Source organism: Rhizobium album, assembly GCF_003122325.1.
Classification (GTDB): Bacteria; Pseudomonadota; Alphaproteobacteria; order Rhizobiales; family Rhizobiaceae; genus Metarhizobium; species Metarhizobium album.
This window is the reverse complement of sequence record NZ_QFBC01000017.1, coordinates 19,961-32,611: the sequence shown is the minus strand read 5'-3', so window position 1 is coordinate 32,611 and position 12,651 is coordinate 19,961. Positions and strand designations below refer to the sequence as shown.

Annotated in this window: 13 protein-coding genes, 1 tRNA gene and 1 pseudogene; 5 read left to right on the top strand and 10 right to left on the bottom strand. The window is 62.8% G+C overall.

Features of this window, described 5'->3' with window-relative positions; genetic code table 11:
- Positions 1 to 13: 13 nt before the first annotated feature.
- From DEM27_RS26475 to DEM27_RS26460, 4 genes are read right to left on the bottom strand one after another with little or no spacing between them, the layout of a single operon-like run.
- On the bottom strand, positions 14 to 1,054 hold the full coding sequence (locus tag DEM27_RS26475) for a sulfate/molybdate ABC transporter ATP-binding protein (protein WP_109461255.1): 1,041 nt from the start codon (positions 1,052 to 1,054) through the stop codon (positions 14 to 16).
- A gap of 11 nt (positions 1,055 to 1,065) precedes the next feature.
- The gene (gene cysW / locus DEM27_RS26470; RefSeq protein ID WP_109461254.1) at positions 1,066 to 1,947 is read right to left on the bottom strand and encodes a sulfate ABC transporter permease subunit CysW; all 882 of its coding nucleotides are present in this window, start codon (positions 1,945 to 1,947) and stop codon (positions 1,066 to 1,068) included.
- On the bottom strand, positions 1,937 to 2,794 hold the full coding sequence (gene cysT, locus DEM27_RS26465; protein ID WP_109461253.1) for a sulfate ABC transporter permease subunit CysT: 858 nt from the start codon (positions 2,792 to 2,794) through the stop codon (positions 1,937 to 1,939). Before cysT ends, cysW begins: the two co-directional genes overlap by 11 nt.
- 6 nt (positions 2,795 to 2,800) lie before the next feature.
- Positions 2,801 to 3,826, bottom strand: coding sequence for a sulfate ABC transporter substrate-binding protein (locus DEM27_RS26460; RefSeq protein WP_109461252.1), 1,026 nt, complete (start codon positions 3,824 to 3,826; stop codon positions 2,801 to 2,803).
- A gap of 404 nt (positions 3,827 to 4,230) precedes the next feature.
- Here DEM27_RS26460 and DEM27_RS26455 point away from each other — a divergent pair, with 404 nt between their 5' ends.
- Positions 4,231 to 4,701 carry an RrF2 family transcriptional regulator gene (locus DEM27_RS26455; protein ID WP_109461251.1) on the top strand — a complete coding sequence of 157 codons (471 nt, stop codon included), beginning with the start codon at positions 4,231 to 4,233 and terminating at the stop codon, positions 4,699 to 4,701.
- A 188-nt stretch (positions 4,702 to 4,889) separates the two neighbouring features.
- Positions 4,890 to 6,392, top strand: coding sequence for a protein adenylyltransferase SelO (locus tag DEM27_RS26450; protein WP_109461250.1), 1,503 nt, complete (start codon positions 4,890 to 4,892; stop codon positions 6,390 to 6,392).
- Between the two features lie 76 nt (positions 6,393 to 6,468).
- Here the strand turns inward: DEM27_RS26450 and DEM27_RS26445 are convergent, their stop codons facing one another.
- Complete coding sequence (locus tag DEM27_RS26445; protein WP_109461249.1) at positions 6,469 to 6,747, bottom strand: HU family DNA-binding protein; 279 nt, start codon at positions 6,745 to 6,747, stop codon at positions 6,469 to 6,471.
- Between the two features lie 190 nt (positions 6,748 to 6,937).
- Here DEM27_RS26445 and DEM27_RS26440 point away from each other — a divergent pair, with 190 nt between their 5' ends.
- The 3 genes and pseudogenes from DEM27_RS26440 (at position 6,938) to DEM27_RS34190 (ending at position 7,777) form a co-directional block, all read left to right on the top strand.
- Positions 6,938 to 7,147 (top strand): SlyX family protein, encoded by a 210-nt coding sequence (locus DEM27_RS26440; protein WP_109461366.1) that lies wholly within the window; start codon positions 6,938 to 6,940, stop codon positions 7,145 to 7,147.
- 200 nt (positions 7,148 to 7,347) lie between these two features.
- Positions 7,348 to 7,458: pseudogene (locus tag DEM27_RS34780) on the top strand (metal ABC transporter substrate-binding protein); the annotation flags it as partial.
- A 64-nt stretch (positions 7,459 to 7,522) separates the two neighbouring features.
- Positions 7,523 to 7,777 (top strand): hypothetical protein, encoded by a 255-nt coding sequence (locus DEM27_RS34190; RefSeq protein WP_165823619.1) that lies wholly within the window; start codon positions 7,523 to 7,525, stop codon positions 7,775 to 7,777.
- A gap of 217 nt (positions 7,778 to 7,994) precedes the next feature.
- On the opposite strand, the gene DEM27_RS26430 is transcribed toward DEM27_RS34190, so the two are convergent.
- The 5 genes from DEM27_RS26430 to DEM27_RS26410 form a co-directional block, all read right to left on the bottom strand.
- A tRNA-Ser gene (locus DEM27_RS26430) sits at positions 7,995 to 8,084 on the bottom strand.
- 204 nt (positions 8,085 to 8,288) lie between these two features.
- Positions 8,289 to 9,794 (bottom strand): aldehyde dehydrogenase, encoded by a 1,506-nt coding sequence (locus DEM27_RS26425; protein WP_109461248.1) that lies wholly within the window; start codon positions 9,792 to 9,794, stop codon positions 8,289 to 8,291.
- Positions 9,795 to 9,814: 20 nt separating this feature from the next.
- A complete protein-coding gene (locus tag DEM27_RS26420; protein WP_109461247.1) occupies positions 9,815 to 10,603 on the bottom strand; it encodes an ABC transporter permease in 789 nt (262 codons plus the stop codon).
- Between the two features lie 10 nt (positions 10,604 to 10,613).
- Positions 10,614 to 11,483: an ABC transporter permease gene (locus DEM27_RS26415; protein WP_109461246.1), complete on the bottom strand. Its 870-nt coding sequence runs from the start codon at positions 11,481 to 11,483 to the stop codon at positions 10,614 to 10,616.
- Positions 11,480 to 12,586 (bottom strand): ABC transporter ATP-binding protein, encoded by a 1,107-nt coding sequence (locus tag DEM27_RS26410; protein WP_109461245.1) that lies wholly within the window; start codon positions 12,584 to 12,586, stop codon positions 11,480 to 11,482. The genes DEM27_RS26415 and DEM27_RS26410 overlap by 4 nt, the downstream gene beginning before the upstream one ends.
- Positions 12,587 to 12,651: the final 65 nt, after the last annotated feature.

Sequence of the window (12,651 nt, the reverse complement as noted above, 5' to 3'; positions counted from 1 at the left end):
GCGATACGGCTGGTCAAGGCCTGAAGATCTTCCACTTGGTCGGACGGAAAGCGATCCGGCTGCGGTCGATGCCGGCCGCCCTTTCCGGCGGCAGCTCGATTTCGACGGGGTTGTGGCCGCTGCCGACATCGACCTCCACATGCCGCGTCCCGGCGACGCGCCGCGACGATGCCACCACGCCGGCCATGCAGCCGCCGCAGCCATCCAGGATCTGAATGTCGTGCGGGCGGAAATACAGGAGTGCTTCGCCTTCCCGCTCTCCGGGCGCCGGGACACCGATCGGCCGGTCCTCGAACCAGACCTCATGGTTGGAAATGCGCACCTTGAGACAGTTGGACTGGCCGATGAAGCCGAAAACGAACGGCGAATTCGGATTGTCGTAGACTTCGTCCGGCGTGCCGACCTGTTCTATGCGGCCCTGGCTCATGACGACGATGCGATCGGCAAGCTCCAGCGCTTCTTCCTGGTCGTGCGTCACGAAAACGGTTGTATGTCCCGTCTGGTCATGGATCTCGCGCAGCCACTTGCGCAGGTCCTTGCGCACCTGGGCATCGAGCGCGCCAAAAGGCTCGTCGAGCAAAAGCACGTTGGGTTCCACCGCCATGGCGCGGGCCAGCGCCACACGCTGACGCTGACCGCCCGAAAGCTGGGCGGGGTAACGCTTTTCAAGGCCGGAAAGCTGGACCAGTTCCAGCAGTTCAAATGCCCGCTTCTTGATCTCCGCTGCCTCCGGACGGCGCTTGGCGGGCCGGATTTTCAGGCCGAAGGAGACGTTCTCCAGCACCGTCATATGCCGGAACAAGGCATAATGCTGGAAAACGAAACCGATATTGCGCTCCTGAACCGATTTGTAGGAGGCATCCTGCTCACCGAAAAAGATCTTGCCTTCGGTCGGCGCCTCCAGCCCGGCAATCAGCCGCAGCAGGGTGGTCTTGCCCGAACCGGAGGGGCCGAGCAATGCAATCAGCTCTCCCGAGCGGATATCGAGCGAAACATGATGCAGTGCCGGAAAGCGCTCGAATTCCTTGCGCAGCTTTTCAACGCGAACTTCCATTCAAAAACCTTTCAGTGGCGCCGGCTGGCTGCGATTTCTGCGCTGTAACGCATTTCCAGCAATGTCTTGAGCACAAGCGTGACCAGCGCAAGCAGGGCCAGCAGTGTCGCGACGGCGAAGGCGGCGACGAAATTATATTCGTTATAGAGGATTTCGACCTGCAGCGGCATGGTGTTCGTCTGGCCGCGGATATGGCCCGACACCACCGAAACCGCACCGAACTCGCCCATGGCACGGGCGTTGCAGAGCAGCACGCCGTAGAGCAGGCCCCACTTGATGTTCGGCAGCGTGACGTACCAGAAGGTCTGCCAGCCGCTGGCGCCCAGTGAAAGCGCTGCTTCCTCGTCTGCGGTTCCCTGTTCCTGCATCAGCGGAATGAGTTCGCGCGCGACGAAAGGAAAGGTGACGAAAACCGTGGCAAGCACCAGCCCCGGCACGGCGAACAGGATTTTGATGCCGTAGCTCTGCAGGAAAGGCCCGAGAACGCTGTGCGAGCCGAACAGCAGCACGAAGACCAGGCCCGAAATCACCGGCGAGACGGAGAAAGGCAGGTCGATGAGCGTCGTCAGGAATGCCTTGCCCTTGAATTCGAACTTGGCGATCGCCCAGGCGGCGGCAATGCCGAACACCAGGTTGAGCGGCACGGCGATGCCGGCGACGATCAGCGTCAGGCGGATGGCCGAAAAGGTTTCGGGATCGCCCAACGCCTTGATGAAGGCGAACAGGCCCTTGCGGAACGCCTCGACGAAGACGGCGGTCAGCGGCAGGAACAGCATCAGCAGCAGGAACAGCAGCGAGATCGCGATCAGCGCCCAGCGGGCCGCCGGCTTCTCGGTCGTGGCCTTGCCGACCCGTGCAAGACGCTGCTGCGGTTGGGAGGCATCATGCGCCATAACCATACCTCCTTCGGCTCCAGCTCTGGATGAGATTGATGACCAGCAGCATCATGAAGGAAATCAGCAGCATGACTGCGGCAATTGCCGTCGCGGCCGGATAGTTGAACTCCTCCAGCCGGATGACGATGAGAAGCGGGGCGATTTCGGAAACATAGGGCAGGTTGCCGGCGATGAAGATGACCGAGCCGTATTCGCCGACCCCGCGGGCGAAGGCGAGCGCGAAACCGGTCAGCACCGCGGGTGTCAGGCCCGGCAGCAGCACGCGCGAAATCGTCTGGAAGCGTGTCGCCCCCAGCGTGGCGGCGGCTTCCTCCACCTCACGGTCGATTTCTTCCATGATCGGCTGAACCGTACGGACAACGAACGGCAGGCCGATGAAGATCAGCGCGATGGTGATGCCAACGGGCGTGAAGGCCACCTTGATGCCGAGGGGCGTCAGCCATTGGCCGATCCAGCCGTTCGGCGCGTAGAGCGTGGTCAGCGCGATGCCGGCGACCGCAGTCGGCAGCGCGAAAGGCAGGTCGACCATCGCATCGATGATGCGCTTGCCCGGAAAGCTGTAGCGGACCAGCACCCAGGCCAGCACGATGCCGAAGATCACGTTGACCAGGGCGGCGGCGAAGGCTGTGCCGAAGGAAACCCGCAACGCATTCAGCGTGCGCGGATCGGTTGCCAGCGCCCAGAAATTCGCCGCTCCGAGCGCGCTGGATCGGATAAGCAGGCCGGACAGTGGGATGAGGATGACGAGGACGAGCCAAAACAGAGTAACGCCGAGCGCCAACCCGAATCCGGGGATGACGCTCGGTTGTCTGATCCGCCATGCTTTGCGGGTCTGTGTGTTCATGCCGTCTTATTGTCCCGGCTTGTAGATCTGGTCGAAGATGCCGCCGTCGCCGAAGAATTTTGGCTGCGCCTCCGCCCAGCCGCCAAACTCCTCGATGGTCGCAAGCTTGACTTCGCCGAAGCGGGCAATGTCTTCCTTTTCGGCCAGTTCGGGCTTGTAGGGGCGGTAATAGTGCTTGGCCGCCAGCTTCTGCCCTACGTCGGAGTAGAGGTACTGCAGATAGGCTTCCGCCACCTTGCGGGTGCCCTTGGCATCGACGTTGCCGTCGACAAGCGCCACCGGCGGCTCCGCCTTGATCGAGACGGACGGCGTCACGATCTCGAACTGGTCGGGACCGAGTTCGGCGAGCGACAGATAGGCTTCGTTTTCCCAGGCGAGCAGCACGTCGCCCAGCCCGCGCTGGACGAAGGTCGTGGTCGAGCCGCGCGCACCCGTGTCGAGCACCGGTACGTGCTTGAACAGCTCGGCGACGTATTCCTGCGCCTTGGCATCGTCGCCGCCATTGGCCTGGCGCGCCCAGGCCCAGGCGGCCAGCACGTTCCAGCGGGCGCCGCCCGAGGTCTTCGGGTTCGGCGTTATCACCTGGACATCGTCCTTCACCAGGTCGCCCCAGTCCTTGATGGCCTTCGGATTGCCCTTGCGGACAAGGAAGACGATCGTCGACGTGTAGGGTGCGCTGTTGTTTTCGAACTTGGTCTTCCAGTCCGCCGGGATCTTGCCGGTTTCCTTGGCGATGGCATTGATATCCGCTTCCAGCGCCAGGGTGACGACGTCGGCATCGAGACCGTCGATGACCGAACGCGCCTGCTTGCCGGAACCGCCGTGCGAGGTCTGGATCGTCAGCGTTTCGCCGGTGTCGGCCTTCCACTTTTCGGCAAAGGCGGCGTTGAAGTCCTTGTAAAGCTCCCGCGTCGGATCGTAAGACACGTTCAGGATCGTCTGGTCGGCAAAGGCGGAAGCAAGGCCTCCTACCTGAAGGGCGCCGGCAAGAACTGCGGCCGCCAGAAGCCGCGTAACCCGGGTTTTGTTCATCGATACCTCCTTTGTTGTTCCTAAACTCTATCAAATCTATGGTGTTAGGTAACGCAGAACGTTTCCGATGAAGGAAAACCTTTAGAATGGGATGCCCTATCGCGGCCCATTCTTAAATCCAATTGCCTGGAAGTAAATCGGCTTCTGAGCCACAGCGGCGGTTCCAGCGGAGGAGGCGGCGGCAATCCGCTGAAAAAAGCCGGGGAAAACGGAGATTTTCACGACATATTTCATGTTGATCATAAAAACTATGCAACTTGTGAATTATTCCCTTGTAGGGTGTCTTTGACAGGGCTATTTCCGCCATAATTCAACGGCAATGGTCGTCTCCAGCAGTTTACGCACTCCGTGCCGCTTCGGGCGGTCCTCGCGTTATTTATGCCTTCCGGGAAAAGCGAATTGTTATGCTGACGAAAAAAGGAAAATACGGGCTCAAGGCTCTGGTCGATCTGGCCCAACTCAATCCTGGCGAAACCGCTTTCATCACGGAAATCGCCACGCGCAACAATATCCCGAAGAAGTTTCTCGACGCCATTCTGCTTGAACTGCGCAATGCCGGCATTCTGCGTTCCAAGAAGGGCCCGGGCGGCGGCTATTCGCTCTCGCGCCCGGCCTCCGAAATCCATATCGGGCAGGTGATCCGCACGCTCGACGGTCCGCTGGCCCCGATCCGCTGCGCCAGCCGCACCGCATTCGAGGTTTGCGAGGATTGCGCCGATCCCGAACGCTGCGAAGTGCGCCGCTCGATGACAGATGTCCGTGATGCCATCGCCTCGATCCTCGACAACATGACGCTCGAACAGTTCGTCGAAAACGACGGCAACTTTTCGGCCGCGCCGACGGCGCGCGTGCCGCAATCCGCCCATACGGCCTGATCAGACGACGCCTCCGACCGGACCTATCCGGCTCGGATGGCCGCATTGACAAGCACAGCACTCAATCGTTCTGTCGCCGGTATTGCCTGCGGGCATACGGAACCGTGATGCCGCAGCTTCGTTTGGAGTTTATGCCGCCGTGAGCGGCTGCTATACAAACGGCCAGAATCCTGCGCGAGTTGGTTACCATGACCACCACACCTTCCGAGACGGCGGCTTCGACGCTGCCGCTTTTCCCTTTCGACAACAGCTATGCCCGGCTCCCGGCCCCTTTCCAGCTGCGCCAGCGGCCATCGGCAGCCACGGCGCCGGTGATGATCCGCTTCAATCGCCGGCTGGCGACGGAGCTCGGCCTGCAGGCCGATCGTCTCGACGGTCCGGCGGGTGCCGCGATCTTTGCCGGGCAGGACCTGCCGCCCGGCGCCGAGCCGATCGCCATGGCCTATGCCGGCCATCAGTTCGGCCAGTTCGTGCCGCAGCTCGGCGACGGGCGGGCCATCCTGCTCGGCGAGGTCGTCGACCGCAACGGCGTGCGCCGCGACATCCAATTGAAGGGTGGCGGCCCGACGCCGTTTTCCCGCCGCGGTGACGGACGGGCGGCGCTCGGCCCGGTGTTGCGCGAATACATCGTCAGCGAAGCCATGCATGCGCTCGGCATTCCCTCGACACGTGCGCTGGCCGCCGTGCTCACCGGCGATCAGGTCTATCGCGAAACGGTGCTGCCGGGCGCGGTTTTCACCCGCGTGGCCGCCAGCCATATCCGTGTCGGCACGTTCCAGTTCTTTGCCGCGCGCGGCGATGTCGAGGGGCTGCAGCGGCTGGCGGATTACGCCATCCGCCGCCACTATCCCGCCGTCGCCGAAGCGGAAAACCCGGCCGCGGCCCTGCTGCAGGCGATCATCGAGCGGCAGGCGGCGCTGATCGCCCGGTGGATGTCCGTCGGTTTCATCCACGGTGTGATGAACACCGACAACATGACGGTCTCCGGCGAGACGATCGATTTCGGTCCTTGCGCCTTTCTCGATGCTTATGATCCTGCCAAGGTCTTCAGCTCGATCGATCATTCCGGCCGCTACGCCTATCGTAACCAGCCAGCCGTGGCACAGTGGAACCTGGCGCGGCTTGCGGAAACCTTCCTGCCGTTGCTCGATGCGGATATCGACAAGGCCGTCGAGATCGCCAACGACCAGGTGATCGGTTTCGCCCATCTCTACCAGGCGCAATGGCTGTTGCGCATGCGCAGCAAGATCGGCCTCGCCACCGCCGAGGATGGCGACGCGGCGCTCATAGAAGCGCTGCTCGACGCCATGCATCGCGGCGGGGCCGATTTCACGCTGACATTCCGGGGGCTCTGCGATGCCGTTACCGGCAATGACGAGAGGGCGCGGGCGCAATTTAGCGACGCGGCTCTCTATGACGGCTGGGCCGGACAATGGCGTGCGCGGCTGGCGCGGGAGCCGGAAGATACGCAGCAGCGGGAAACGGCGATGCGGGCCGTCAACCCGTTTCTTATTCCCCGCAATCACCGCATCGAGCAGGCCATTGCTGCCGGGACTGCCGGCAATTTCGCCGTCTTCGAACGGCTTGTCGATGCGCTTGTCCATCCGTTCGACGAACACGCGGAAGATGCCGATCTGGCAACGCCGCCACGCGACGACGAGCGTGTGCTCAGGACATTCTGCGGCACCTGAGCCGGGGAAAGGGGACGGCGGATAGTCTCGCGCCGTCCTCTTGTTTCACGGGCCTGGCGGCCCGCTGCGGTCGCGCTTACTTGTTGAGCGCGTCCTTGAGAGCCTTTGCCGGCGTGAAGCCCAGCTTGGTGGCTGCCGCGATCTTGACCTTCTCGCCGGTGGACGGGTTACGGCCTTCGCGCTCGGGGGTCGATTTCACCTTGAACTTGCCGAAGCCGGGAATGGAGGTTTCGGCACCTGCGGTTGCGGCGTCGGTGATCGCCTGGAAAACCGCTTCGACGATACCTTTTGCCTGAACCTTGGTGAGGCCGTTGTCGGCAGCGATCTTGTCCGCGATTTCATTCGTGGTTGTCATTGTAGCGTTCCTCGTATTGCTGATCCGGATTCCATGACAGCGCCCCCGGCAATTGTCATCGTCGGCAATCAATGTTTTTCTTATATTCCGGCGCTATCCACAGGCGTTTATGCGATTTCGGCGGCATGTCGCCGGCTTGACAGGGACGTTTCGCGCAGCGAATGGTCTCGCCGCGACGGAAGGAATGATCATGTCTGACGAAGAAAAACGCATTACACAGCTGGAAGAACTGCTGGCCCATCAGGCCAGGACGATCGAGGAACTGTCGGACCAGCTTGCCGAACAGTGGAAGGTGGTCGAGCAGACACGGGCGAGACTTGCGGTGCTGACCGAGCGTTTCCTGACGCTGGAGGAGCAGTCGCACGAGGCTGTGCCGGTCACTCGCCCGCCGCATTATTGATCGAAGGCGCCAGGACCCTGCCTTCGCGGATGCCGTTCGATTTCCCGCCTCAGGCAAAAATGAGGGTGCACAAGCGAATAGTCTATTTTGCGTAGAGAAAATTCTTCCCCATAGGCGTCGCCGCGCAACATTTCCTGACTCATCTGCAAAAAGTCATCATACCTCCCTCAAAACCATACATCGGCGATCTTCGGGGCAGGGGCCGTGCCATCAACGATCTCGATGCTGCCGTGGTCAACACTGACCGGGCGCTGAAGATCGACCTACCCGCGGCAAACCGCGTCGCGCAGGAGCCGGTCGCCGACAACCCGTAACTTCATTGCCGTTCGTGATCGCCAGCAGGGCGAAACCGGCCGCAAGGGCCGTGCGATCCCCATGGACAAGCTCGACAACATGGTCCGTTGCGAGGATCAGGCCGAACGCTGGCGTGAGCATATCGCCTCCCTGCAACGGCCGGCGACCGAATCGGAACAGCGCCTCAAGCGGCTCTACGACGCCATCGAGGCGGGTGTTGCCGATCTGGACGACCCGGCGCTCAAGGAGCGCATCGTCGGCCTCAAGGTCATCCGCGATCAGGCGAGGGCCGATGCCGACCGGGGCGCAAGCCTTGCTCGACAGCCCCGGCCATAGCGCCATCACCCCGACGATAATCCAGGGCTTTGGCCACCGCCCACGCGAGTGCATCCGTGGCAGCGAAGGGGGCTATCTGCGCGCGTTGGCGCAGCGTGTCGAGGTCGCGGACGACGCGATTCGCATCACGGGATCGAAGACGGAATTGCTACGGACGCTTGTTGCCGCAACGGGAGGGAAATCGGCGGCGGTTGGCGTGCCTAGAAGCGGACTGAAGTGGCGGAAGAGGTGGGATTCGAACCCACGGTACGGTTTCCCGCACGCCGGTTTTCAAGACCGGTTCCTTAAACCACTCGGACACTCTTCCGTTCGATTGAACTGGTATGGCGTGCAGCGTTTCGGGACGCTTGGTTTCGGCATCGCGGCCGAGTTGCCACCCATTTCGTCTACGGGTGGCGTTTTAGCAGCTTTGGTTGCCGCGTCAACCTGTCCGGGGCGGGGAAACGGGCCGGACAGGCTCGTTTGGCGGGGCCGGGAGGGCGCGCGGGAAGCCCGCGCGACCCGATGTTTCTCATCCCAGGTTGACCCAGACCGATTTCGTCTGCGTGTACTGCGTCAGCGCCTCCAGGCATTTGTCGCGGCCGTTGCCGGTCTGCTTGTAGCCACCCCAGATCGAGGTCATGTCACCATGGTCGAAGCAATTGACCCAGACGACACCCGCCTCGATGTCGCGGGCGAAAAGATGCGCCTTCGAGATATCACGGGTCCAGATCGAGGCGGCGAGGCCGTAGACGCTGTCGTTGGCGATCTCGATGGCATCCTCCGTGCCGTCAATCGGAATGATGGTGGCGACCGGGCCGAAAATTTCCTCGCGGGCGATCTGCATCGAATTGTCTACGCCGGTGAACAGCGTCGGCTCGACGTAGGCGCCGGCCGGGGCCGCAGCCAGCGTGCCGCCGCCGAAGCGGAGCGATGCGCCTTCCTTGCGGCCGATGTCGATATAGCTCAGAACGCGCTTCTGGTGCGAGGCGGTGACCAGCGGGCCGATGGTCGTCGACGGGTCGAGCGGATCGCCGAGCACGAAGTTTTCGCGCGTCCTTGCGGTGAAGCGCTCGACAAAGTCGTCATGGATGTTCTTCTGCACGAGGATGCGCGAGCCGGCGTTGCAGACCTCGCCCTGGTTGCCGTAGATGCCGTTCACGGCGTAGGTGACGGCGGTGTCGAGGTCGTCATAGTCGCCGAGGATGATCTGCGGGGTCTTGCCGCCGCATTCGGTCGACACCCGCTTCATGTTCGACTGGCCGGAATAGATCATCAGGAGCTTGCCGACTTCGGTGGAGCCGGTAAAGGCGATCTTGTCGACGTCGTTGTGCAGCGCCAGCGCCTTGCCCGCTTCCTCGCCGAGGCCGTGAACGACGTTGAGCACGCCCGAGGGACCGCCGGCCTCGATGAACAGTTCCGCCAGCAGGTTGGCGGAGAGCGGCGATTGTTCGGCCGGCTTCAGCACGACGGAGTTGCCGGTCGCCAGCGCCGGGCCGAGCTTCCAGGCGGCCATCATCAGCGGGTAGTTCCACGGCACGATGAGGCCGACGACGCCGAGCGGCTGGCGCAGGATGTAGTGCAGGGCGCTGGCGCTGGTCGAGGTCACCGCGCCTTCGATCTTGTCGATGGTTTCGGAGAAGAATTTCAGCGACATCACCGAACCGGGGATGTCGATGTTCATCATGTCCATCACCGGCTTGCCCATGTCGAGGCTGTCGAGCACGGCGAATTCTTCCGCATGCGCCTCCACGAGTGCAGAGAATTTTTCGAGCACGGCCATGCGGGCGCGCGGATCGAGGCGCGACCAGTTGCCGGACTTGAACGCCTTGCGGGCGGCAGCGACGGCGCGGTCGATCTCAGCTTCGCCGCCACGGGCGACCTCGGTGATCGCCGCACCGGTGGCCGGATTGATGGTCGGGAAGGTGCGGCCATCGGCCGAGGCGACATAGGTGCCGTCGATGAAATGCTGCGTGCGGAATTTGAGCGCTCCGGCTTTCGCCTGCCAGAAATCGCGGGTGTAGGTGGCGCTGTCCATGCTGTTCTCCCTTGGATGGATCAGGTTGGGCGTCGCTCGCGCAGGAGCGTGACGGAAAGGATGATGAGGACGAAGGAGGCGGCGACGATGACCGTGCCGACCGCGTTGATCTCGGGCGTGATGCCGCGCCTGAGCGTCGAATAGATGTAGATCGGCAGCGTCACCTCGCGGCCCGTCAGGAAATAGGTGACGGGAATTTCGTCGAAGGACAGCGTGAAACACAGCAGCGCCGAGCCGATGATCGAGCTGCGGATCGTCGGCAGGGTGACGCGCCGGAACGTCTCCACCGGCGTGGCGCCGAGATCGGCGGAGGCTTCCAGCTGGCGTCGGTTGATTTTCGCAAGCCTTGCCATCACCTGCGAGACGACGACGCCGAGCAGGGCGGTGGCATGGCCGATGACGACGGCCGTCAGGCTCTGCGGAATGCCGATCTGCTTGTAGAAATTCAGCATCGCGATGCCGGTGACGATGCCCGGCAGGCTGAGCGGCAGAAGGATGGCGTTCTGGAACAGGCGCTTGCCGGGGAATTCGTAGCGGTCGAGGGCGATTGCCGCGGTGACGCCGACGACGACGCTGAGCGCCGTGGCGCAGACTGCGACGACCAGGCTGTTGCGGAGCGCCCGCAGCATCTGTTCGTTGGCGAGGAAAGCCTCGTACCAATGCAGGGTGAAGCCGGCGAGCGGGAAGGAGGTCACCTTGCTGTCGTTGAACGAGAAGAGGACGAGCATGACGATCGGCAGGTAGAGGAAGGCCAGCACCGCAATGCTGAAGCCGACCATTCCGCGCTGCCACCATTTCAGGGCGTGCATATCGGCCTCCTCACGTCAGTTCGACACGGCCGGCCGTGTCGAGGCGGCTGGATATCTGCAGGAGGACAAGCACGATGACCAGCACCAGCGTCGCCAGCGCCGAGCCGAGCGGCCAGTTGAGGGCCGCGCCGAACTGGGTCTGCAGCAGATTGGCGACCATCGTGCCATCCGGGCCGCCGACCAGCACCGGGGCGACGAAATCGCCGAAGGCAAGGCAGAAGGTCATGGTCGATCCGGCGATGACGCCGCCAAGCGACAGCGGAACGATCACCTTCCAGAAGGTCATGAACGGGCCGACGCCGAGATCTTCCGATGCCTCGATCAGCCGGCGCGGGATGTTGTCGAGGACCGTGAACAGCGGCATGACCATGAACGGCACGAAGATATAGACGAGCGTGATGACCATGGCGGTCTGGTTGTAGAGGAAGATATCGAGCGGGGCGGAGACGATGCCGGTCGAGACCAGCAGCGAATTGAGGGCGCCGTCCGTGCCGAGGATGATCTTCCAGGTGTAGGCGCGCAGCAGGTAGGAAACCCACAACGGCACGACGACGGACATGTAGAGCAGGTTGCGCAGCGCCGCCGAGCGGACGGTGAAGACGAGAAAATAGGCGAGCGGAAACCCAAGCGCCAGGGCGCCAAGCGTCACCAGCGCGGCGATCTTCAGCGTTCTCAGGATGACCGTCGTATATTGCGGATCGGAAAAGATCTGCGCGTAGTTCCCGAACTGGAAGTCGGGGTAGAACAACGGAAACTGCCGGGTCCAGAAACCGACCGATATCATGATGCCGTAGGGCACGACGAGGAGCAGGAGCACCCAGGCAAACGGCATCGAGAACAAGGCGGCAAAGCCCGGGAACGTGCGGCGGGTCAGCGTCATGGGTTTTTCTCCCCGGCAAACACCATGACATCGGCGGGATCGATGTGAAACACCAGGCGGCTGCCGGGGTCGACGCTGGAAACGGCCGCGACGGCCGTACGGGGCAGTTCGGTGAAAATCGACCTGTCGATGCCTTCGGCCGTCAATTCGAGGCGCAGGCGATCGCCGTGGAAGAGGTTTTCCTTGACCGTGAGCACCAGCGTGTTGGCGACATCGGGAGCGGAGGGGAGAAGCCGTTCGGGCCGCATTCCCAAAATGACGTTTTTCGCATTGGCGGGGATGGCGGTGCCGCGCCGCGACCGGATGATCGTGCCGCCGCCGATGCGCAGGGCGATCTCGTCGCCGTCCCGGCCGATGACCTGCCCGTCCAGCAAGTTGGTGGCGCCGATGAAGTCGGCGACATAGGGCGTGGCGGGATTGTCGTAAAGCTCGGAGGGCGAGCCGATCTGGGCAATGCGCCCGGCATTCATCACCACGATCCGGTCCGACAAGGCGAGCGCTTCCGTCTGGTCGTGCGTCACCATGATGAAGGTGATGCCGAGTTCGCGGTGCAGGCGCTTGAGCTCGACCTGCATGCCCTCGCGCAGCTTGACGTCCAGCGCCGACAGCGGTTCGTCGAGCAGGAGCACGCGCGGACGTCGCACGATGGCGCGCGCCATGGCGACGCGCTGGCGCTGGCCGCCGGAGAGTTCGCCCGGGCGACGATGCGTCAGGCCGTCGAGGCCGACCATCGCCAAAGCCTCGGAAACGCGGGACTGCCGTTCGACCTTCGGGATATTGTTGGATTTGACGGAGAGGCCGTAGGCAATGTTTTCGGCGACACTCATATGCGGAAACAGCGCATAATCCTGGAAAACGGTGTTGACCGGCCGCCGATAGGGCGGGCGCTCGGTGACGTCCTCGCCCTCGATGCGGACGCGGCCGGCACTGGCCGCCTCGAAGCCGCCGATCAGCCGCAGCGTCGTCGTCTTGCCGCATCCCGAGGGGCCGAGCAGCGTCACGAATTCACCCTCTTCGACCTGCAGGTCGGTCGGGTGCAGGGCGGTAAAGACGCCATAAGTCTTCGCGACGCGTTCAAGCGCCACGATCGGAGTGGAAGTCATCGGTTCCCCAGTATTTGTCTTTGTTCTGTCTGGCTTTTATCGAGTGGCGGGCGAGATATTCCCTA

What these genes read in the sequence shown, in the direction of transcription:
- DEM27_RS26415 (WP_109461246.1), bottom strand. Translation starts at nt 11,483, where the DNA reads ATGACGCTGACCCGCCGCACGTTCCCGGGCTTTGCCGCCTTGTTCTCG.
- DEM27_RS26440 (WP_109461366.1), top strand. Translation starts at nt 6,938, where the DNA reads ATGTCTGACGAAGAAAAACGCATTACACAGCTGGAAGAACTGCTGGCC.
- DEM27_RS26410 (WP_109461245.1), bottom strand. Translation starts at nt 12,586, where the DNA reads ATGACTTCCACTCCGATCGTGGCGCTTGAACGCGTCGCGAAGACTTAT.
- DEM27_RS26420 (WP_109461247.1), bottom strand. Translation starts at nt 10,603, where the DNA reads ATGCACGCCCTGAAATGGTGGCAGCGCGGAATGGTCGGCTTCAGCATT.
- cysT (WP_109461253.1), bottom strand. Translation starts at nt 2,794, where the DNA reads ATGAACACACAGACCCGCAAAGCATGGCGGATCAGACAACCGAGCGTC.
- DEM27_RS26445 (WP_109461249.1), bottom strand. Translation starts at nt 6,747, where the DNA reads ATGACAACCACGAATGAAATCGCGGACAAGATCGCTGCCGACAACGGC.
- DEM27_RS26475 (WP_109461255.1), bottom strand. Translation starts at nt 1,054, where the DNA reads ATGGAAGTTCGCGTTGAAAAGCTGCGCAAGGAATTCGAGCGCTTTCCG.
- cysW (WP_109461254.1), bottom strand. Translation starts at nt 1,947, where the DNA reads ATGGCGCATGATGCCTCCCAACCGCAGCAGCGTCTTGCACGGGTCGGC.
- DEM27_RS26450 (WP_109461250.1), top strand. Translation starts at nt 4,890, where the DNA reads ATGACCACCACACCTTCCGAGACGGCGGCTTCGACGCTGCCGCTTTTC.
- DEM27_RS26460 (WP_109461252.1), bottom strand. Translation starts at nt 3,826, where the DNA reads ATGAACAAAACCCGGGTTACGCGGCTTCTGGCGGCCGCAGTTCTTGCC.
- DEM27_RS26455 (WP_109461251.1), top strand. Translation starts at nt 4,231, where the DNA reads ATGCTGACGAAAAAAGGAAAATACGGGCTCAAGGCTCTGGTCGATCTG.
- DEM27_RS26425 (WP_109461248.1), bottom strand. Translation starts at nt 9,794, where the DNA reads ATGGACAGCGCCACCTACACCCGCGATTTCTGGCAGGCGAAAGCCGGA.
- DEM27_RS34190 (WP_165823619.1), top strand. Translation starts at nt 7,523, where the DNA reads ATGGACAAGCTCGACAACATGGTCCGTTGCGAGGATCAGGCCGAACGC.